Source organism: Vibrio sp. YMD68 (assembly GCF_029958905.1).
Lineage (GTDB): Bacteria > Pseudomonadota > Gammaproteobacteria > Enterobacterales > Vibrionaceae > Vibrio.
This window is the reverse complement of record NZ_CP124614.1, coordinates 2697760-2719714: the sequence shown is the minus strand read 5'-3', so window position 1 is coordinate 2719714 and position 21955 is coordinate 2697760. Positions and strand designations below refer to the sequence as shown.

Here is a 21955-nt window from a genome sequence, read left to right as displayed (position 1 = left end):
CCTCAGTACAGGTTGTGCTTAGTATTGCCAGCAAACATTAACGCCCCTTCGATGGCATCAAACTGTGGCTCAACGATCCACTGCTGAACAGGGGGGGACAACCATGCAACGATACGCTGTGCGATGCTTCCCATTAGGCAAATTTGATTTGCTCCCTTTTTGTTCAGCGCGATTAAGAACATTTCTATATCGTTGGCTGTTTGTCTGAGCATCTCGATGGCAAGTTCATCGCCTTCGTTTGCTAGCTGGAAAATAACCGGTGAAAACTGACCGTAATCCTTTGGAATTGCGGTCTTTGACCATTCAACAATTTGGTCTACGTCGTTATTAAAATGCGACATAACATGTTGAGATAGGGCGGTATCAGGGCGAATGCCATCTTGAGTCAAAAGCACTTGTTGAATGAGCCTTAAACCCATCACTGCGCCTCCCCCTTGATCTGAAATGGGAAACTCTCGACCTCCAACCACATGTTGCTGGCCATCTTTTAACAAAATGCCACAAGAACCCGTGCCACCAATCATGATTGCACCGTCTTGACCATTATGAGCACCGACGCAAGCTCCGTACGCATCGGTGTTTAATGTGATGCTGGCAAATGGGTGTTCCAGTGCCATGAAGCTCTGCCAAGCCGATTTTTGTTCTGCACCAGCAAGGGCTAAGCCGACATGCATGGATTGGTAGTCGGCGTCAGTTAGCCCACCTTGATGAGCCGCAGCTTCAATGGCATGCATAATAGACGACATCGCGACATCAACCCCTAACAGGATATTGGCACTGCCACTTTTTGCCTCGCCGACAAACTGGCCACTATGAGTGCGAATACGTGCACGACATGACGTACCGCCACCATCAATACCAACATAGAAAAGCGTCATATTATTTCTCTCCCGTTTTAGAAACAAAGTGCTTATATTGGTTGATTATGGCGAATAAATACCATGCTCCGTGTGGGATCCATTGTTCTCCCCAGCGCCAGTTTTGTAGCATGTCATCCTTTTGGCCGTCGGGATTGAAGGCGATGTCTTGTTCGTTATCAAAGCCTGCTGTGATGCCATTGCACACACCGCCTTTGGCATTGAAAAAGCCTAAATGAGGTAAGTAATCTGGATTATTGTGACCGTGACCGTCCAGCATGCACATGTTGTAAGGGTTAAGGCCAACGACCCAGTTAATTGCGTTTTGTGCGTAGTCAGAAAGTTGTTGTTTGAGTGCGTGATCGTCGATGTGTTGTTGTGCCATAAACGCCATGCTAGCCAAGGATCCTAATCGAGCGTTTTCACCTTGCCACCAGTAGCCACTTTCATTTTTTTGTGCCACGAAAAACGCATCACGTTTGTCACCGTCGACCGATTTTACATACTGTCTTGGGTAACCAAATGGGTTCGATACTTTAGTGGATATAGCAATCTCAAACTGACAAGCTGAGTGAATGACGTGCTTAATTTGCTCGACAAACTCGCTATCCGTTTCTATTTCAAGATGCTCACATAATGCAATAACGGGAAGCCCCGCTTCAGCGGCATGGAAGTATGGTCGGGATGCATCTTGGTTTGCAGACCAGAAATGTTCGATGTGCTGATCAGAGTGCTGTCTTGCGATCAAACGCTTTGCCCAAGCTCTCGATTCTGCAAGGTATTCTTGCTTATCTGTCGTGCGGAAAAGCTCGGTAGCGGCGACCAGTGCACAGTATTCATCAATGATATTTTCTTCACCATCATTGATGTATTGAGTGTTGTATTCGGTTAAGTGCCAGTAAGCGCTTTCTGCTGCCGCTAGGTAGTCTGCTTGTGTGAATTCGCCGTGAATATCTAAACGAGCCGCAGCCGCTAGAGCCGCAATAGAGATGCCACCGCCTTGACGGAAGCCGGCTTGATAGTCTTCACCTTTGTGCCCGTCTTGAGTCTCGTAGGCACAAATTTCACGTTGCTTGACGTCTTTGCTCCACTTGTCAAAAACGGTCATGTAAAAAAATCCCTCAGAGTTTTGCATCCGAACTAAAAAGTCAGCACCAAACAAAGCCTCTTCCTTAAGGCGAGTGCGAGAAAATGGAGCAAAACCTGAGTGATCTTCTAAAAGCGTTAACCCTTTCAACATGTTCCATACCACCATGGGTATTTGTTGAGGGTTTAAGTAGTTGGCGTAAGAGAGGTGGCTTAAATACTTGCTCACGTCTCCAGAAGCATCGTACCAGCCGCCATGCACGTCGGCAGTGACATTTGTGCCTAGCAGCGGTACATGCTTATCTTGCTGATCATAAATTCCACCACAACGTTGGGATTTAAAGTAATGCAGTACATCCGAAAATGTACGTTGCATCAGAATCCCTTCCGATATTTCAAAGCGTTCTGATTGAAGGCCTTCAAATTCGATGTAGTAGTGTCCAGGAGTAACACATTCTGAGAAGTCGATGGTGTAGAAATAGCCTTGATGCCATTGCGCACAACGCTCCCCGTTACTCACGGAAAGAGGTAAAACACTTTGATGGTCATTTGTACTCACAAGAGTGGCGGTCATTGAAGAAAGCGTTGAAGCTGTCGTCATGATGATGGCTTGCTTGGCACCCTGTGTTTCATAACCGATATGGTTAGTGAGTAACTGCATCAAATATCTCCGAATTCACAATGATTATTTTGGGAGTAAGTTGAGCCTAGTGCGAACACCAGGCCCTGGATTAAATATTACGATTCAAACAAGTAGCAACGGACAAAGTGATTGTCTGAAAGCTGAGTAACCTCAGGCAGATGCTCTGTACATTTTGACGTAGCATGAGTACAGCGGCCAGCAAATGGGCAACCAACAGAAGCGGGTGTCCAAAGAGGGATCTCACCTTTGTTGCCTTCTAACTTGGTATGGATCGACTTGCTAGGATCCGGCACGGCTGAAATAAGCAGCTTAGTGTACGGGTGCTGAGGGTTTGAGATAACTTCATCGGTATCGCCCCACTCAACCATGTGACCGACGTACATCACGGAGATATCTTCAGCAATGTAACGAGCTGTTGCGATATCGTGCGTGATGTAAAGAAGAGACATCTGTTTTTCAAACTTCATCTCTTCCATCAGGTTCAAAACACCAGCACGGATTGACACGTCAAGCATAGATGTTGGTTCATCCGCGAGTACCACTTCAGCACCAACGGCAATATTGCGCGCAAGGTTGACACGTTGACGTTGACCACCAGAAAGTTGATGCGGGAATTTAGCCGCGGTTTCTTTTGGTGGAATCAGTCCTACTTGCTGTAAGAGGTCATGGACACGTTCTTCCAGCTCTTTCTGATTACCCGGCGTTACCTTCTTATGAATCAGCAACGGTCGAGCTATATGGTGAAAGATATTGTGAGTCGGGTTTAAAGAACCAAACGGGTCTTGCCATACCATTTGCACACCTTCACGGTAGTGCATCAGATCTTTTCTGGCTGTGATACTTTGAATATCACGACCTTTATATTCGATCACGCCATTGCTAGGTGCGTACATTTTCGCGATCATTTTTGCTGTTGTTGATTTACCCGAACCGGATTCACCGACAACCGCTAGACCTCTTCCCTTGTACATTTTGAAAGAAACGTCGTTAATCGCACGCATTCTTGATTGTTTTATGGAGTTACTGTTTAGAGGGAAGTCTTTAACGACATTTTTCCCTTCAATTAGTAAATCACCGTATTGTTTGCTCATAATTGTCTCCAGAAACTTTTTTATTTTATCTTTTAATGCTTAGGCTTTAGCTTGAGCAATAGGCTCACCGTATAGGTGACAATTTGATAAACGATTAGGCTCTATTTGACGAAGCGACGTCGGTACCTTGGTACAGGCTTCGTGGACACGGTCACAACGAGCTTGGAAGCGACAACCTTGCGGAATTTCCAGCAAGTTGAGTGGGCTACCAGGTATACCCGTCAATTTCGTTTTAGGGCCAATTAATGGAGGGAAAGAGCTAGACAAACCTTTCGTGTAAGGATGATAAGGGCTTTCCAAAATTTCTTTTGATGGTGCGACTTCAATCAGCTCACCTGAATACATGATGCCAATGCGGTCTGAGAATTCGACCATCAATGAGATATCATGGGTAATGAACAAGATAGCGAAGCCAAACTCATCTTTAAGCGCGTAAATCTTTTGTAGAATTTCACGCTGTACGACCACATCGAGAGCGGTCGTTGGCTCATCCATGATGATCATCTTCGGGTTTAACGCGAGTGCAATCGCAATAACCAAACGCTGACGCATACCACCAGAGAACTGGTGAGGGTAATCATTCAAGCGACTAGGGTGAATGTCTACGATTTCCAGCAAACCTTCCGCACGACGTTTCGCTTGTTCGCGAGTCATGTTGGTGTGACGCATAATCACGTCGCAAAACTGCTCTTCCATCGTCAGAACAGGGTTCAGTGCGTTCATTGCACTTTGAAACACCATCGACATCTCACTCCAGCGGAATGCTTGCATGCGCTCGTCACTGTATTGAAGAATATCTTCGCCGTTGAAGATAACCTCACCATCGGTAATGAAAGCGGGCGGCTTATGAAGGCGCATTAGCGAGAATGCAACGGTTGATTTACCACAGCCGGATTCACCAGCTAGACCAAATACCTCACCTGGTGCGATATCGAAGCTAACGTTATTACAAGCGCGAACATCGCCAGCGTCTGTAATGTAGTCAACACATAGGTTACGGATAGAAATGATTGGTTCAGTCATAATTATTTATCTCCGCTCCAAAGTGCGTTTTGTGGTGGAAGTTCTGGTTGGCGCTCTGATTTATCTTGCTTAGCAAGTTTTTTCCAGCGCTTCATGCCTTTGTGTGAACGTAACTGAGGGTTAGCAATTTCATCCACTGCGAAGTTAAGCAGCGCAAGACCAGTAACCAGTAATGTGATAGCTACACAAGGAGCCAATAGTTCCCACCACGCGCCAATAAGCATTGATGAAGAGGTTTGGACGTTGTAAAGCATGATGCCCCAGCTGATGGTGTTTGAATCACCTAAGCCTAAGAACGACAAGGTTGCTTCCATCATGATTGCGTACATGACAGAGCCGATGAAACTTGCACCTACAATGGAAACTAGGTTAGGAAGAATCTCAACAAAAATGATACGGAAAGACGATTCGCCCAAAACTTCAGCCGCTTTAACAAATTCTTTTTCACGCAGTGCCAACGTTTGTGAACGTACGACCCTTGCACCCCAAGCCCAGGACATAAAGCCGATGACTAAGGTTATGGTCATTGGCCCTGCCTCACCAATAAATGCTGCGACCACGAAGAGTAATGGGTACTGAGGAATGACCAGCATGATGTTCATTGCTGCGGTTAGTACGTCATCCACTCGGCCACCAAAGTAACCCGCAGAGACACCAATAACTGTCGCAAGGAAACACACGGTAATACCCGCACCAAAACCTACCGCTAATGATACTCGTGCACCGTAGGCGACTTGTGACCAAACATCTCGGCCCATACGTGAAGTACCTAGTACATGGTCAGCCTTCTTAGACATGATCATTGTACGGCGATCGGTGGCTAGATTTTCTGCGACCCAACCATCAGGGTTTGCTTGTGCACTTTTGACAACGAAGCTTGGGTATTCATGTGGATTACCCGTTCTTTTGTCAGGAGCGTGTTTAGTGATTAACGGTGCAGCCAGTGCAATGAAAATGAACAGGCTTAAAATAACGACACCGGTTAGCGCCATTGGGTTGCGCCAAATGAGTTTTGCAAATTCTTTCATGATTATTTACCACCCTTACGTAGGCGAGGGTCTAAAACAACGTACAGCATGTCAGCAACTAGGTTAAAGAACAGCATGAATAGCGTCATGATAAGCAGTTGTCCTTGAAGAACCTGGTAATCACGAGCGTTAATAGCGTTAAATAGCACGCTACCAAGACCTGGATAGTTGAAGATGATTTCGATGATAAGTTGACCACCGATTGCCATACCTAAAGACATAGATAATGCGGTAACACTTGGAAGCAGTGCATTTCGAGCCGCATAGTTAAAGACAACGCGGTTTTCTGAAAGCCCTTTGCCTTTCGCCATCGTGATGTAGTCTTCAGCGAGAAGGTTAATCATGTTGTTACGCATGTTGACTAGGAAGCCACCAATTTGAACTACAGAAGCACAAATCAAAGGTAGAACAGCGTGGTAAGCCACATCTTTGATGAACTCCCAGCTCGTCCAGTCAGGTAATGTGCCTGCGGTATATGCGTAGCCTGTTGGGAACCACTTTAAGCCAATTGCAAAGGTAAATAGTGCAATCATCGCAATAACAACCTGAGGAACCGCTTGTAGAATAAGCATGCCTGGCGTAACAAAAGCATCGTATTTACTACCGCGTTTCCACGCTGCGAAGATCCCTAGAATCGAACCTAGTGAAAAAGAGAGAATGACCGCAGTACCAGCTAGAAACAGTGACCAACCGAATGCGCCACCTAGTAGTGTATTCACTGATAATGGGTAAAACTGAATCGATGTACCCAGTTCCCAGCTAAGAATGTTCTTCATATACGCTGCGTATTGGACTAGTAAGCCACCATCAACGAAGCCTAAAAGTTCTTTCATCGCTGCAATACGTTCAGGAGTAACTTGAACCGAAGCGTTCGCAAACATCATGGTAACTGGGTCACCAGGCATTGCTCTTGGAATAATAAAGTTTAACGTCGCTGCAACTAATAGTGCGACAAAATAAAATGACAAACGTCTAAAAAAATAACCCATAACTCACACCTTACTCACCCAGATTGTTTCCCTGTCCCTGGATTCAGGTCGCTCCTAGCGAAAATTTAGAGCGAAAAATCCCCTGACGACGAGCGCCATACTGTTTAACACAGAGTGGGGATTTTAGTTGGCGACGAACGGGATGTTCGCCGCTAGAAATGAACTTCTACTTATTTAACTGGTTTTAGGTCCAGTACGTGAAGTAGACGCTCAGGGATACCAGCCCAAATGTTTGGACGGCCTTTAGAGTTCTCTTCGTTCCACCAGCCAGTGAAGCGAGTTGTATTGTATTGGTACATGTAAGCACCAGACAGTACAGGAACCGTTACTTGGTCTGCAGCAATGATTTGTTGGATACCGTGAGCGATAGCTAGCTGCTCATTCTTATCAGCTGTTTTGTAGAAGCTGTTAAGTAGGTTATCTAACTTCTCATTTTTGTAGAAGTGCATTGCGAAACGTGGCATACCTTCACCGTCTTGCAACGCTGAGTTATATGCACTGTTCCAGTATGTGTACGGGTCAGCACCGTGGAAGTAGTTTGTGTAAGCTACATCATAAGTACCTTCAAGCATTGCTTGGTTGTACACAGAGAAGTCAGGCGTACGAGCACGAGCTTGGATGCCAACTTCAGTTAACTGCTCTACCGCTAGTTGAACTGTGTTGTTAAAGTCAGTCCAGCCATTTGGAGATTGAATCAGTAGTTCAAAAGGCTTACCAGAAGGAGTGTCAACAAAACCATCGTTGTTTACATCTTTAAAGCCTGCTTCAGCAAGTAGCTTCTTAGCGCCTTCAACGTTGTATGTGTTGTAGCCTTTGTATTTATTGTGAGTTGCTTCATCAGACCAAGCTTCGAATGTGTAACCCATGCCTGATGCGAAGTCGTTCACAGTACCGCCGCCGTAGAATGCGATATCAATGATAGTTTGACGATCAAGAGCCATAGAGAATGCACGACGGAATTCAACGTTGTTCAACGCTTCGTTCTTAGCTGCATCTGGGTTTTTGAAGTTCAGTACGAACGCTTGAGTACCTGCTGGCGGGTACCAGTAGTGGTGCGCTTCGCTTGCTGCTGCGTATGTACGATCGATGTCTGGAATGAATGAAGAAGTCCAGTCCATTTCGCTGTTGATGACTTTACCTAGGAATTGGTCGTTGTTTGCAATTTGCGGAACACGCAAACAATCAACGTCTAGGTTATCAGCATCCCAGTAATTTGGGTTAGCACATTGAACGTAAAGTTGTGGAGTAAACGTATCAACAACAGTAAACGGACCTGAACCTACAGGGTTTTCGTTAGTAAATGTTGCTGGCTCTTTAACGTCTTTCCATACGTGCTCAGGAACAACAGGTACTTTAACGATTTCGTAAGGTACGTTTGAGTTCGCTTCGCTTAAACGGAATTTAACTTGGTATTCATTCAGCTTCTCAACACCAGTGATCCAAGCGTTGATACCACTTTGGTCTAGTTCTGGTTTTGCTTTAACTAGGTTGAATGAGAATACAACGTCGTCAGCAGTGAATGCTTCACCATCTGACCATTTAACACCTTTACGGATGTCGAACGTTACGCTCATTAGGTCGTCAGACATTTCAAAGCCAGTCGCTAAACGGAAAACAGGCGTGTTGCCGTGCATTTCGTTAAAGATAACTAGAGGCTCGTACATGAAGTCTGTAGTGGTATGTAGGTTAGTCGCACCTAGGTACGGGTTAAAGTTACGTACAAAAGTCGTAAACTCTTTTGGGTGAACGGTGAGTTCACTGCGCTCAGCAGCAGTTGCTACTGATGCAAAACCCGTTGTCGCAGTTGCAATAATTGCAGTTGCTAGTACTGTTTTTTTTATATTGGCAAGCATAGCTGTTCCTTACTATTTGCTTTCGTTTCACTGTGGAAGGAATGTTATCAATTGATTAACACTCTCTAAGACCTACCTCCGTTCATCATTTATTAATCGGAGGAATCAATAAATAGGAGTGGCCTGTAGGCCTTAGGCACACTAAGAAGACACCGTAACGACAAAATTAGCAATTACGATTCCCGTTAAAAATGTTAAAACCTAAACTTCCTACGTCATAAACGTTAAAATATGCTCTTCTGCTATAAGATTGAGCAAATAATAGCAGTCGATCTAGGTCTCGTTTTAACGAGGTTCTTGAGAATAAGTTAGTGTTTACTATCTACTGAGTTATTATTTTTATTGATGGTTGGTTGTTGGCTCTGTTTGTGAGATCGGGGTCACTCGTAGAATCTTACGTCAATTTCGAGCGAAAAATTATTATGACGATTTGTTGTGATTCAGTTCGCAAATTGAACTGTTATTTTGGTTTTTGGCTGTATTTCATAGAAAATTAGCTGTTTTCAACTCGTTTTACATCGTGATTTTTATGCTGAAATTAGCTTAATTTATGATAAGAAAAAACAACAATTGGGCATTGTTGTTGCTTTTTATTGGCTCTAAATTTCTGCCTAGATCAGGCCAATGAAAGGTATGACCTAGAGGCGATATTCACTCTTATTTGCGTGTAGCAAGATGTATAGCACGATTTGGGCAAGGCAAGGCGTAGGTTTTCTCATCTGACGATTAACCTTAGGGCGGTCCAACTTGGTTAGTTACCGCAAGCGACGCTATAGACGTCATAGACTGGCTTTCACCACTAAGAAGCGTATGTACACGACAAGCTGAGATTGAATAAAACAAGAAGATATTGAATAGTCGCGATAAACATGGTCTGTCAAAAATGGCCAACAAAAAGGTCTGCGAATGTGCAGACCTTGGAAGGATAGTAATACAGCAGAAGAGAAGCTAGCTGGTTAGGAGGTGTTGTAGCTTATCTCTTAGCGCAATGATGTGTGTTCTCTCTGGACTTTGCTCCTGACAGTGCTCCAATATATATTCAATTGAGCTTAATACCGTTCTCCACCTTGGGGTCTTAGGTAACGTTTCTTGGCGCAAATACTTGTCCAAAGTTCGAGTTTGTAACGTGCTTCTGTCTAGATACACTCGCCATAGGCCGCTTTGTTCGGCGAAAGCAAATTTGCTCTGCCCTGTGACTCTCTCCCAATATTCAATCGCATTGGTCATCGCTTCGACTAAAACTTCTCTCATTACCTCTTGTTTAGATTTGTTCTCGCCCCCGACCCGATCGGCAATTCGAGTAAATTCACCACCAAGCTCTTTCAGTTGCTGCAGTTTATCTTTATCCCCTTCAAAGGCATAACTTGAAAGGGCTTCAACTGCGGTTTCTAGGTTGCCAATACGTGCCGCGTTAACACTGCCCCCAACGTTAAAGATATACATCGCTTTTAACCCAGACTCTTCGGGCAGCTTTAGTATGTCTGTCGAAATGTTTTGACGGATGTCCTCAACATAAATATCAATGTTGCCGCAATAGTGTTCTAGCTCAACGGTGAGGTATTTCGGGGCGATCATTTCATCCGCGTTTGAGCGTTTTAATTGCTCGGGGCTGCGTCTGAACAGCTTTGAAGCGGCTTCGTTAGCAAAGCGCACTTTATTATCGTCCCTCACGCATAAAATGGCTTCCGGGGCCGATTCTAATTGCTCTAGTAGGCGACCTTGAGTCTCTAACAAGCTTGCTTCAACCATCGCACGTCGTTTTAACTCAACTTGAAGCTGATCGTTCTCGATGCGTCGTTTTTCAGCTTGGCTTGCTGATAAGTGGGCGGTAATTCGAGCCGCTAGCTCTTGTTTGTTAAAGGGTTTAGACAGGTAGTCGTTTGCCCCAGCATCAAACCCTCTGACACGATCGTCGGTTTGGTTAAGGGCCGTTAACATAATGATAGGCAGCTCTGAGTGGTCGTATTGCTCACGAAGCTTTTCACATACGCTGTAGCCAGATAGCCCAGGCATCATAACATCTAAGAGCAGCAGTTCCGGCTTCTCTTTCTGCACTTGCTCTAGGGTTTCATGGCCATCTTTTGCTGTCCTGACTCGGTAGCCCTCAATACGTAGAAAGCTATCGAGAATACGTAAGTTCACCGGCTCGTCATCAGCGACTAATAGCAAGGGTCCTTGTGGGTTTTCAGGCAAACTACTTTGATCGGGCAATACCACTTCGTTGAGATCTGGTGCGTGGAAGTGGCTGGTTTCGCCCAACCCGGCAGCTTCTATTTCATGGTCAAGCGCCAATGGAAGGGTAAAGCTGAATGTGGTGCCGACCATGGGTTGGCTGCTGACATACAAAGAACCGTTCATAAGCTCAATTAACTGGCGGCTTATTGATAAACCAAGTCCTGTCCCTTGACGGTAACGGCTAGAGTCGCTTCCTGCTTGAATTAATGGTTCAAATATATGCTCGAGTTGATCCGCAGGGATCCCTTGACCGGTATCAACCACTTGGACACGAAGATTGTCATCAACTACATTGGCAGAAATAACGATTTTCCCTTCCGAGGTATACTTAATTGCATTGCCGATAAGGTTATATAGGACCTGTTCTAACCTCTGTGGATCAGCGGAAACCCAAAGCAGTTCTTCAGGCACTTGGTTAATGATTCTGATCGGTTTATTGCCAAGCAGGTGGTTCGATAATTCTAGAACCAGTCGAGTTGCGCTAGAAAGATCGACGGCACTGCAATGAATATCTAGGTTTCCATAGCGCATTTTATGGTAGTCAAGAAGGTCATCGACCAAGGTCGCTAGGCGTTGACCGCTACTGATGATGATATTGAGCTGGTATTTATGATCGGCGGTAATTGGGCCATTGGCTCCAGACACCAGAGACTCAGCAATGCCGACCATGCCATGCAGTGGAGTACGGAGCTCGTGAGACGTTGTGGCTAAGAATTCATCTTTAAGCTTATTGGCTAAGTGAAGCTCTTCATTCTGCTTTTTAATGAGGTGAATGTTGCTTTCTAGTTCGCTGTTTTGAGATTTAATGAGCTTCATTTTTTCTCGAATCGATCGTTGCATCCGTTCAAAGCTCACTGCCAATCGGCCAATTTCGTCTTTCCGCTCGGTATTGATCATCGTTTCATCGAGATCACCAGCGGAGACTTTCTCTGCTGCCCAGGTCAGTTTTAACAGTGGTGATGTAATAAAATTCGATAAATAATGCGAAGCGATAACCACGAGGACTAACGCACTGAACATGGCGATAACAAACAACTTCTCTAGCTGATGCACGCGAGCAAACGCTTCTTTTTCCGGTACTTCGACAACGATAGCCCAGTTGATGCTTTTAAACGTGATAGGGCTATAGGCTGCAATGGTTTTCTCATCTTGTGTATTGGTATACGTTCCAACCGCGGTTAAACCTTTGAGAGCTAGGTCAATGACTTCAATACTGGTTTTGATGTCTTCCTGCTGGAAAGCCAGAGAGCGGCTTTGGTGATCTTGCCCGACTAGCAAGGTTCTCATTGATGAGGTTTTATTGGTATCGGCAATCAGTTTAGTTATACCGTTATTGGGAAGGCGGAACATCGCATAACTGTGTAAATAACCTTGTTGAATAATAGGCGCACCTAACCATGCTACGGGTTTTCCGTCTGCAGAGGAAAAATCAGAAAGAATGACCGGTGTAAAATCAACATTGTTTGCGCGCTTTTCTTTGACCAGCTCTTTTAGTGTTTGAAAAGTCGTTCCTAAGTTCGAGTTTTGATATTTTCCGCTCAGTAGATTGGTGCCGTAATAGTCATTTTTTAAAATGGAATAGGTGACATTACCGGTGATATCGACAAGCAGGATGTCATCAAAATCGGAGCGTTTAAGTAACTCTTGATAGGCCCAGTGGTACCTTTTGTGAAGTAGACGATAGCGCTCGCTGCCAATGTAGGCACTGGATTGTGGCAGAATTGACGTTCTAATTTGGTCTCCAGAGCCTTCAATGTATCGCTGCTGGGCATGTTGGCGAGCCTGTTCGATGTCGGCGCCTAAGTTTTGGAAAGCGTTGACCAAACCATAAAAGCGCCCACCACTGGCATAAGCGAGTTCTGAACGAACAAAGCCCATCACTTCTGACTCTTTCGCATACAGATAATCAACAACTTGCTTCTGTTTTGTATCACGAACTGACGTCACATGAGACGTACTCTGTTCTTGTAAGTCTGTACTGTGAGAATGAATGAAAAACAGTGCCACGACGGTAAGAGGAGTGATACTCAAGACTAGAAACGCCAACATCAAGGTGTTTTGGAGGCGTTTGAATTTCTGTTTACGATAAAACCTGAACATAATAAGACGTTACTTTCCCTAAGACAGAGTGATGATTGTCAAAATCATCGAGCAAAGTAAAAACAGTTAAAATGACAAAATTAACGAGTTTTTTTACTTTGACAAGTAAGTCACTACTAATTCGTGTTCAAAGGCGCAGAAAAGTGCCGCTGCGCACAGTTTGGAGTCACCATTTCATCGCATTTAGGCTTTGCTTGCTTTGTAGATAGCAAACTTACTGGTCTTATTTAGAGTCTCACAATTATGGAATGCTTGTTGAATGATCGGTGGGTATTTAAGAAAACTGTTCGCAACAATAAAAAGTTGTCCTCGTTTTTTCAATTTTTGCGGAGCGTCAGCAAGCAGTGTTTCTGTCGCGCTATAGCTGGTCTCTAAACCTGAGTGGAAAGGGGGATTACTGATTATAAATTGGTAATCATTCGCGCAGTCTGAATAAACATCAGAGGCGAATACGCGACCAGAAAGACCATTAGCGATCAGCGTTTGTTGTGTCGATGCGACAGCAAGTGCACTGATGTCACACATTTCCAGGTTAACCTCCGGGTTAAGCGTTGCCATAACGGCTCCGAGGACGCCTGCACCACAACCAAAATCAAGGACTTTGCCTTTTAATGAGGGAAGTGTATCGAGGAGTAATTGGCTGCCAATATCAAATTCACCATGACTGAAAACACCCGGCAGACTTTTTATGGTGAGCTCTTGATCGTTATAACTGACCTGATAGGTTTTGAACCATTCGTTTAAAGAAAACGTCGCGGGTTGCTCGGTGCATTGTCCGAAGTAAAACGAGCAGCGTCTTGCTGAATCAAATTTGGTGATTGGGCCATAAGGTTTAAACATCTTTTCGATACTTTTAACCCCTGAGCGATTTTCTCCCACTACGACTATTTCTGTCTCTTTTCCAAGTTTACTCATCAACATAGAGAGTAAAAAATCCGCTTCAGCTTTTGCTTTGGGCCAATAGAGCAGAACCATATCCGCTTGAGTCTGATCAGTTAATTCAGCGCCAAAATAGCAATTAAGTTTGTCATAGCGTTTAACTTGTCGATAGTAACCATAGTTGGTGGTGTAAATCGACACAGATTCACAGTGGTCTGTCAATTCAAGTGGAAAAAGATCTTCCGCTTCGCCGGCAACAAGGACATGCTTTCCTTTGAAGTAAGCGAGTTGACGTTGAGCAATTTGACTAGGGGCGGTATAAGCAGACATGGTTGAATTCAGTAATAGATCAAGTGAGGGCTGATCTTCTCATAATCTGCCCTCAGCTAGAAGTGTTTCGTGTTCAGGGTTAGCTATTATCTTGTTTTGTTAAAAAGCCTTTGAAGTCTTCTTCATAGATGGTGAACAACACCATGGTGATAGCGAAAATAAGAGGGCCATAGATAAGGCCAATCAAACCAAAGAGTTGTATGCCACCGAGCAATGAAAAGAAAATCATCAGTGTGTTCATACCTGCGCTACCTTGCATCAGTAGCGGGCGCAATATGTTATCAATCGATCCAACAATGGCGACGCTCCAGATGGCTAAGAAAATTGCCCAGTTAGTATCACCGGTCAAGTAAAGGTAGATGGTGGCAGGAATCCAAATCAGTGCGGTTCCTACGACTGGAATGAAGGAGGCAAACCCCATCATGGTTCCCCAGAATAAGCCAGGGAAGCCCGCTAACCACATGCCTAAACCGCCCGCAATGCCTTGTGCAATCGCGGTGAGAAACGATCCCATAACCGCAGATTTAGAAACCTGTTCAATCTCAGCGAGTAAGCGATCTTCTTGGCTACGAGAGAGCGGTAATATATGACGAATCGCACTGATGATTTTGTCGTGATCGCGCAGCAAAAAGAACAGCACAAACAGCATTAAAAAGAAGTCCATTAGGAAACTTGTGGCGTCACCTAAAATTTTAGCGCTAATACCGACGATGTTCGATCCTAGTGATGTTGCAAATTGCCCAACTTTTGCTGCAATCTGTTGAGGATTAATTTCATCAAATGGTAGGTACGTGTTAGCAAAAGCGAGGGTTTTTACCACCAGAGGGTGATCGAATAATGTGTTGATTCCCCCGTGGGTCACCCACTGATAAGTACTTTGGGAAAATGTTGACCCTTGCTGAACAATGGCGGCAAAAACCACCAGCAAAGGCAGTACGATAATAAAGGTTAAGATGATACAAGAGAGTAGAGAAACGGTATTTTTATGTTTAGGGAGCTTTCTTTCAAGCCAATCGTGGATAGGGAACATCAACAGTGAAATAATAAAGGCCATCACGATTGAATTGACGTAGGGCTGAATCAATAAATAGCAGGCATAGGCTGAGGCGACTAATGCTGCAATTAGTACCCAGTGGCTAGAATTTATTTGGACTTTGTCTTTCACAACGGTGACCTATCTCTTTATGTGTAGAGAACCATAATGACGTTAAAATAGAAGGTTATCAACGAAGAACGTTCAGTTATTGTTTGGAGGTTAGGTGAATGGGGTGTTGTAAGAATAGCGAAAGTGACAAATCTTCCTGCAAAAAAGGGCGATCTATTCCTTGGTTTACATTCACGTTAATGGTGTTGTTACTGCTCGTTGTTTTGAATTGGCAATAAAAAACGAGCTGTTTCCAGCTCGTTAATTATGACGCTAAATCATTACGCTTCTTGTGCAATGATGGCAAAACAGCGATCAGCGGCTTCGAGTGTCGCTTCAAGCTCTTTAGAATCATGGGCTAACGAGGTAAAGCTCGCTTCAAACGCGGAAGGGGCTAGGTATACACCGTGCTGTATCATTAAGTGGAAGAATCGTTTAAAACGTTCAACATCACACTTAGTCACGTCTTCATAGCAGGTTACGGTTTCTTGCTCAGTAAAGAAGAAGCCGAACATACCGCCGACTTGGTTAACCGTTAGTGGGATACCGTGTTTGTCAGCCAAGGATTTAAAACCATCAGCTATGTATTTGGTTTTGCTGGCTAGGCGCGCTTCGTTGCCTTCTTCTTTTAATAGATTCAGGCATGCGAGACCCGCTGCCATTGCAACTGGGTTACCAGAAAGCGTACCAGCTTGATAGACCGGCCCTGTAGGAGCAATATGCTGCATGACTTCTTTAGAGCCACCAAACGCACCAACTGGCATACCACCGCCAATCACTTTACCCAGTGTCGTCAAATCTGGTTTGATGTTGTAGTACGCTTGAGCACCACCCAAAGCGACTCGAAAACCGGTCATGACTTCATCAAAGATAAGCAGTGCACCTTCTTGATCACAGATTTCTCGTAGACCTTCATGGAAACCTTCAACCGGTGGAATACAGTTCATGTTGCCGGCAACGGGCTCAACAATGATACAAGCGATTTCACCTTTATTGGCGGCAAATAGCTCACGGACTGAATCAAGGTTATTAAAGGTTGCTGTTAAAGTGTGTTTAGCAAAATCTTCAGGTACACCGGGAGAACTAGGTTGACCGAGCGTCAGTGCTCCTGAACCGGCTTTAACAAGAAGGCTGTCAGCATGACCGTGGTAGCACCCTTCAAATTTAAGGATTTTGTCACGGCCTGTATAACCACGAGCAAGACGAATGGCGCTCATCGTCGCTTCTGTCCCAGAGCTAACCATGCGCAGTTGCTCCATCGACGGAACCAGTTCAGAAACCAATTCAGCCATGTTGATCTCTGTTTCTGTCGGAGCACCAAAGCTTAAACCGCGGTGAGCAGCGTCAATGACGGCATCGCGTATAACACTATGGTTATGGCCAAGAATCATTGGCCCCCACGATCCAACATAATCGATGTAGGCTTTGCCATCAGCATCAAAAATCAAAGGGCCATCGGCTCTTTCGACAAAAATAGGCGATCCACCCACACCGTTGAAGGCCCGAACAGGAGAGTTAACGCCGCCTGGAATGGTTTTTTGTGCCTTTTGATAGAGTTCTGCTGATTTGGTCATCGGTACATCCTCGTTTGATTATTAGGACCAAGTTGCCTCGCATTGTACCGATCCAAATTCAAACTAGAAATCTTTTGCTGATTTTTCTGTTCTTTTTCACATCTTAAAACGTATAGGCTAAATATTAAGTTCTTGAATCCGTGATTCTTGTTGTGGAGTACTTGAACGAATCAGTCAGGTATTGGATAATCGCGAGATTATTAAAAAAGATACACCCACTCCCTACTTCATTGCCGCATAATGACGTGGATGGGGATTTACAAGAAGTAAGAGAGGTCGTCGTGAGCGAAGTAAATGTACCATTGTCTTTTTCTGATGCAGCAGCAACGCGTGTACAGACATTGATTGCAGAAGAAGAGAATCCAGAACTAAAACTCCGAGTGTATATTACAGGCGGGGGTTGTAGTGGTTTCCAATACGGTTTTACTTTTGACGAAAAGGTCAATGATGGTGATACCACTATCGTAAATAGTGGTGTGACTCTGGTGGTGGATCCGATGAGCTTACAATATCTCGTTGGTGGGGTTGTCGATTATACGGAAGGGCTGGAAGGTGCGCGCTTCTTTATCGATAACCCTAATGCAACAACAACTTGCGGTTGTGGAGCATCATTCAGCGTTTAGATATATTTCGTAGTACAAACACAATTATGCAGTTAGGTGAGTAACCTAACTGCAACTCGCGAATGAGGAAGTATCGCGGGACATAAAAAAAGGATGTTATATGCCGAACTTTCCTGTCGCTCGCTTTTTCTCTCAGCGTCCGTGGCTTGTCTCTTTAATTCTCATACTGTTACTGACCGCATGGCTTGGATTGGGCTCACTCAAGGCTGAAGAGAGTGCCGCTAAGAATTCCAAACCGACCATCCCACTAGCGAAAGTGGTCTATCAAACCTTTACCGCTGAGCAAACCCCAAAGCGTATTGATCTTTATGGGCGAACTGCGCCGGATAGACAAGCAAGAATAGGCGCCGAGATAGCCGGTAAAATTGACAAGTTAATCGTGCGAAAAGGCAGCTCTGTCAAAAAAGGACAGCTCATTGCCTCGATTGATAAAAGCGATTTGTCGATTCAACTTGAGCGTGCTCAAGCGATGCTAAAAGTGAAAGAAAAAGAGTATAAAGCAGCCCAGTCTTTGAAGAAGAAAGGTCTGCAAGGCGAAGTCGCGTTTGCCAATGCTGAAGCTTCTTTAATCGAAGCTAAAGCCATGGTGAGTAATGTTAAGGTTGCTCTCGATAACACGCAAGTGACTGCGCCGTTTTCAGGCATTGTTGATCATCTGTTTATCGAAGAAGGGGATTTCGTCGGTATTGGAGATCCTGTGGCAACGGTTATCGATCTCAGTCAGCTTGTTATTGAAGCGGATGTCAGTGAGCGTCATATTCAAAAATTGACGGCAAAGCAGCCGGCCAAAATACGTTTTATCGATGGCACCATTGTCGAAGGCACACTTCGCTATATCTCGCGCGTTTCTTCCAGTTCGACGAACACCTTTCCACTTGAAATTGAAATCGCGAACCCGAACCAACGAATTCCTGCGGGCATCAGTGCCGAAGTTGAACTAACGCTCAATGAGCAGCTCGCCGTGAAAGTCACACCTGCGATGCTAGCACTCGATGCAGTAGGCAATTTGGGTGTTAAAACGCTTGAAAATAGTGTTGTTCGTTTTGTACCGATTCAGCTAGTGAAAGCGGAGCAAGATGGGGTTTGGCTTTCAGGCCTTGGTAATGAAGTGGATATTATTACGGTTGGACAAGGTTTCGTTCGTGATGGAGATTCAGTCGAAGCGATTGAATTTTCACAGCACGAACTGGCTCAAAAAGAGCTCTCTCAGCAGCCTGATACTCAGCAGTAGGAGCAACTATGTATTCACTAATTGATGCCGCATTGTCTCGAACTCGGACAATGATGAGCCTGCTGATACTGATACTTATTGCCGGGGCAGGCACTTACGTTACGATTCCCAAAGAATCGAGCCCTGACATCACCATTCCCATCATTTATGTTTCTATCGGCCACCAAGGTATATCACCGTCTGATGCCGAGCGATTGTTGGTCAGACCGATAGAGCAAGAGCTTCGAGCGATTGAAGGGGTGAAGGAAATGACCTCAACCGCTTCAGAAGGTCATGGTTCTGTTACGTTAGAATTTAATGTTGGAGCGGATTTAGCCAAGGCCATGGCCGATGTTCGCGATGCGGTCGATCTTGCCAAACCTAAATTGCCAGCCGACAGTGATGAGCCGACGGTCAACGAGGTAACCTTAGCGTCTGAAGAGCCAGCCCTTTCGGTTGTACTTTACGGAACGGTTCCTGAGCGTACGATTGTGCAAATTGGTCGTGAGCTGCGTGACAAACTAGAAAGCTACCGACAAGTGCTTGAAGTTGATATTGCCGGTGATCGCGATGACATTGTTGAGATCATCGTTGATCCATTATTAATGGAAAGCTACGGGCTTGATCAGGCGGATATCTATAATCTTATTGCTTTGAACAACAAAGTGGTTGCGGCTGGTTTCGTTGATACGGGGTATGGGCGATTCTCAGTTAAAGTTCCCTCGGTATTTGATTCCCTTAAAGATGTCTTAGAGTTACCAGTCAAAGTGGATGGGAAACAAGTCATCACTTTCGGTGATGTAGCAACGGTGAGACGCGCTTTTCGAGATCCAGAAAGTTACGCGCGTTTAGACGGCAAGTCTGCGGTGATTTTGGATGTTAAGAAGCGAGCCGGTGAAAATATCATTGATACGGTCGCCCTTGTTAAAGCCGTAATGACGGAAGCACAGAATCGTCCTGAATGGCCAAACAACTTGTTGGTTAAATACACATGGGATCAATCGAAAGACGTTAAGCAGATGCTTAATGATCTTCAAAATAACATTCTCTCTGCAATCATTTTGGTGGTGATCGTTATCATTGCCATTTTAGGCGTACGCACCGCACTTTTGGTGGGTATCTCCATACCTGGCTCTTTTTTAACCGGTTTGCTGGTACTGTCATTATTCGGTCTGACGATCAATATTGTTGTGCTGTTCTCACTGATCATGGCGGTTGGCATGCTGGTGGATGGTGCGATCGTGGTGACAGAATTTGCTGATAGGCGAATGCAGGAAGGGACCCCAAGAAGACAAGCGTATCGTGAAGCGGCTAAGCGCATGTCATGGCCTATCATTGCTTCTACGGCAACAACCCTTGCGGCCTTTGCTCCGTTACTATTTTGGCCTGATATTACTGGCGAATTTATGAAGTACTTGCCACTGACGTTGATAGCCACTCTATCAGCATCATTGGTTATGGCTTTGTTATTTGTTCCTGTCCTGGGTGGTTTGATTGGCAAACCGCAAAATGTCACCAGTGCCAGCCGTCAAAAGATGGTCGCATTACATGACGGTGATTTCGATAAAGCGGAAGGATTGACGAAGCTCTACTACCGAACCTTGGCCATCGCAATCAAGCATCCATTGAAGATTTTACTTTGTGCGATTCTTTTGTCCGTAGGGGTAGGGTTTACCTACTCAAAAGCCGGTTTAGGTGCAGAATTCTTCCCTGAAGTGGATCCGCCATTTTTTACCGTGAAGGTTCGTTCATTTGGGGATCTCTCGATTAATGAGAAAGATGTCATTATGAAAGAGATTGAAACGGTGATGCTGGGTCACGATGAGTTTGAAAGTGTTTACACCAAAACAGGTGGAACTGAAGAGATTGGTCAAATTCAGATAACGCCTGTGGATTGGCAATATCGACGTCCCGTAAAAGATATTATCGAAGAGTTAAAACTCACGACCGATCAATTTGCCGGTGTTGAAATTGAATACAAGTTCCCAGATGCGGGTCCTCCTGTGGCTCATGATCTTGTTATCGAGATGTCTGCGCGAATCCCTGATGAGTTAGATTCAGCGGCTAAGATGGTACGCCACTGGGCTGATAATAATCCGGCGTTTACTAATATCAGTGACAGCTCTAGTAAAGAAGGTATTGATTGGAGAATTGATATTAGGCGAGATGATGCTTCTCGTTTTGGTGCCGATGCGACGGTTGTGGGTAATACGGTTCAGTTTGTGACTAACGGTCTTAAAATTGGTGACTACTTACCCGATGACGCGAATGAAGAAGTGGATATTCTGGTTCGTTATCCAGAAGATAAGCGTGACATTGGCCGATTCGATCAGCTCAGAGTGAAGACAGCGGCAGGGCTTGTGCCTATTACCAATTTCGCTCAAATCGTTCCCGATCATAAGCAAGACACCATTCAGCGTATTGACGGTCATCGGATCATCAACATTATGGCTGATATTGGCGAGGGGTATAACTTAGCGTTGGAGCTGCCTAAAATCGAGCAAGCGATTAACGAACTGGGCTTACCAAGCGGGGTTGAATTTAAAATCCGTGGTCAAAACGAAGAGCAAGAAAACTCTTCGGCCTTCCTGCAAAATGCCTTTATTGTGGCACTTGCTGTTATGGCGCTGATTTTGGTAACGCAGTTCAACAGCTTTTATCAGGCTTTCTTGATTCTAAGTGCCGTGCTCTTTTCTACCGTGGGTGTCTTTGCTGGGCTACTTATTTTCCAAAGACCATTTGGTATTGTGATGTCAGGAATTGGTGTCATTGCGTTGGCTGGTATTGTGGTGAACAACAATATTGTACTGATAGACACCTTTAATCAGCTAGTTAAACGTGGCTTGAGCCGACAAGAAGCGATCTTACGTACTGGTGTACAACGTCTGCGACCTGTATTGCTGACAACCGTCACCACCATTTTGGGGCTATTACCTATGGTGCTGGAAATGAACATCGATCTAGTGAATCAAAAGGTTGAGTTTGGTGCACCTAGTACTCAGTGGTGGTCTCAGTTGGCGACGGCGGTTGCGGGTGGGTTGACGTTTGCTACCGTCTTAACCTTAGTGCTGACTCCATGTCTACTGATGCTTGGTAAAAAGCATAAGCTAGAAGAGAAAGAGCCAGAACCGAGCGAGTTAGTGGATGAAGGCAAATAACCTGTATTGACGCTGGAATCAAGCGTCAATGAACCTAAACCACTTTCCTATCTTGAAAGACCAATTCTTTAAAGACAGATAGTAATAGTGGCGTTAACGAAAAACCCATCAATTGTAATTGATGGGTTTTTT

General features: G+C 44.8%; 14 protein-coding genes. 3 read left to right on the top strand and 11 right to left on the bottom strand.

The window, feature by feature from the left end:
- Positions 1-2: 2 nt before the first annotated feature.
- The 11 genes from QF117_RS18310 to hemL form a co-directional block, all read right to left on the bottom strand.
- Positions 3-878, bottom strand: a complete 876-nt coding sequence (locus QF117_RS18310; RefSeq protein ID WP_282387455.1) for an N-acetylglucosamine kinase — start codon at positions 876-878, stop codon at positions 3-5.
- Position 879: 1 nt separating this feature from the next.
- Positions 880-2604: a glycoside hydrolase family 9 protein gene (locus QF117_RS18305; RefSeq protein ID WP_282387454.1), complete on the bottom strand. Its 1725-nt coding sequence runs from the start codon at positions 2602-2604 to the stop codon at positions 880-882.
- A gap of 77 nt (positions 2605-2681) precedes the next feature.
- A complete protein-coding gene (locus tag QF117_RS18300) occupies positions 2682-3677 on the bottom strand; it encodes an ABC transporter ATP-binding protein (RefSeq protein ID WP_282387452.1) in 996 nt (331 codons plus the stop codon).
- A gap of 39 nt (positions 3678-3716) precedes the next feature.
- The gene (locus QF117_RS18295; RefSeq protein ID WP_282387449.1) at positions 3717-4700 is read right to left on the bottom strand and encodes an ABC transporter ATP-binding protein; all 984 of its coding nucleotides are present in this window, start codon (positions 4698-4700) and stop codon (positions 3717-3719) included.
- Positions 4701-4702: 2 nt separating this feature from the next.
- Positions 4703-5728, bottom strand: a complete 1026-nt coding sequence (locus QF117_RS18290; protein ID WP_282387446.1) for an ABC transporter permease — start codon at positions 5726-5728, stop codon at positions 4703-4705.
- Between the two features lie 2 nt (positions 5729-5730).
- Positions 5731-6717 (bottom strand): ABC transporter permease, encoded by a 987-nt coding sequence (locus tag QF117_RS18285; protein WP_017036701.1) that lies wholly within the window; start codon positions 6715-6717, stop codon positions 5731-5733.
- Between the two features lie 170 nt (positions 6718-6887).
- A complete protein-coding gene (locus QF117_RS18280) occupies positions 6888-8570 on the bottom strand; it encodes an ABC transporter substrate-binding protein (RefSeq protein ID WP_282387440.1) in 1683 nt (560 codons plus the stop codon).
- 948 nt (positions 8571-9518) lie between these two features.
- Positions 9519-12905 carry an ATP-binding protein gene (locus QF117_RS18275; protein WP_282387438.1) on the bottom strand — a complete coding sequence of 1129 codons (3387 nt, stop codon included), beginning with the start codon at positions 12903-12905 and terminating at the stop codon, positions 9519-9521.
- A 183-nt stretch (positions 12906-13088) separates the two neighbouring features.
- On the bottom strand, positions 13089-14114 hold the full coding sequence (rsmC, locus tag QF117_RS18270; protein ID WP_282387436.1) for a 16S rRNA (guanine(1207)-N(2))-methyltransferase RsmC: 1026 nt from the start codon (positions 14112-14114) through the stop codon (positions 13089-13091).
- A 79-nt stretch (positions 14115-14193) separates the two neighbouring features.
- Complete coding sequence (locus tag QF117_RS18265; RefSeq protein WP_282387435.1) at positions 14194-15279, bottom strand: AI-2E family transporter; 1086 nt, start codon at positions 15277-15279, stop codon at positions 14194-14196.
- A gap of 260 nt (positions 15280-15539) precedes the next feature.
- The gene (gene hemL, locus QF117_RS18260) at positions 15540-16832 is read right to left on the bottom strand and encodes a glutamate-1-semialdehyde 2,1-aminomutase (RefSeq protein ID WP_282387432.1); all 1293 of its coding nucleotides are present in this window, start codon (positions 16830-16832) and stop codon (positions 15540-15542) included.
- 281 nt (positions 16833-17113) lie between these two features.
- On the opposite strand from hemL, the gene erpA reads away from it, so the two are divergent.
- The 3 genes from erpA to QF117_RS18245 all read left to right on the top strand — a co-directional run bounded on the left by erpA (position 17114) and on the right by QF117_RS18245 (position 21823).
- Positions 17114-17455: an iron-sulfur cluster insertion protein ErpA gene (gene erpA, locus QF117_RS18255; RefSeq protein ID WP_017041699.1), complete on the top strand. Its 342-nt coding sequence runs from the start codon at positions 17114-17116 to the stop codon at positions 17453-17455.
- Positions 17456-17555: 100 nt separating this feature from the next.
- Positions 17556-18686: an efflux RND transporter periplasmic adaptor subunit gene (locus QF117_RS18250; RefSeq protein WP_282387426.1), complete on the top strand. Its 1131-nt coding sequence runs from the start codon at positions 17556-17558 to the stop codon at positions 18684-18686.
- An 8-nt stretch (positions 18687-18694) separates the two neighbouring features.
- The gene (locus QF117_RS18245; protein WP_282387424.1) at positions 18695-21823 is read left to right on the top strand and encodes an efflux RND transporter permease subunit; all 3129 of its coding nucleotides are present in this window, start codon (positions 18695-18697) and stop codon (positions 21821-21823) included.
- The last annotated feature ends 132 nt before the right edge of the window (positions 21824-21955 follow it).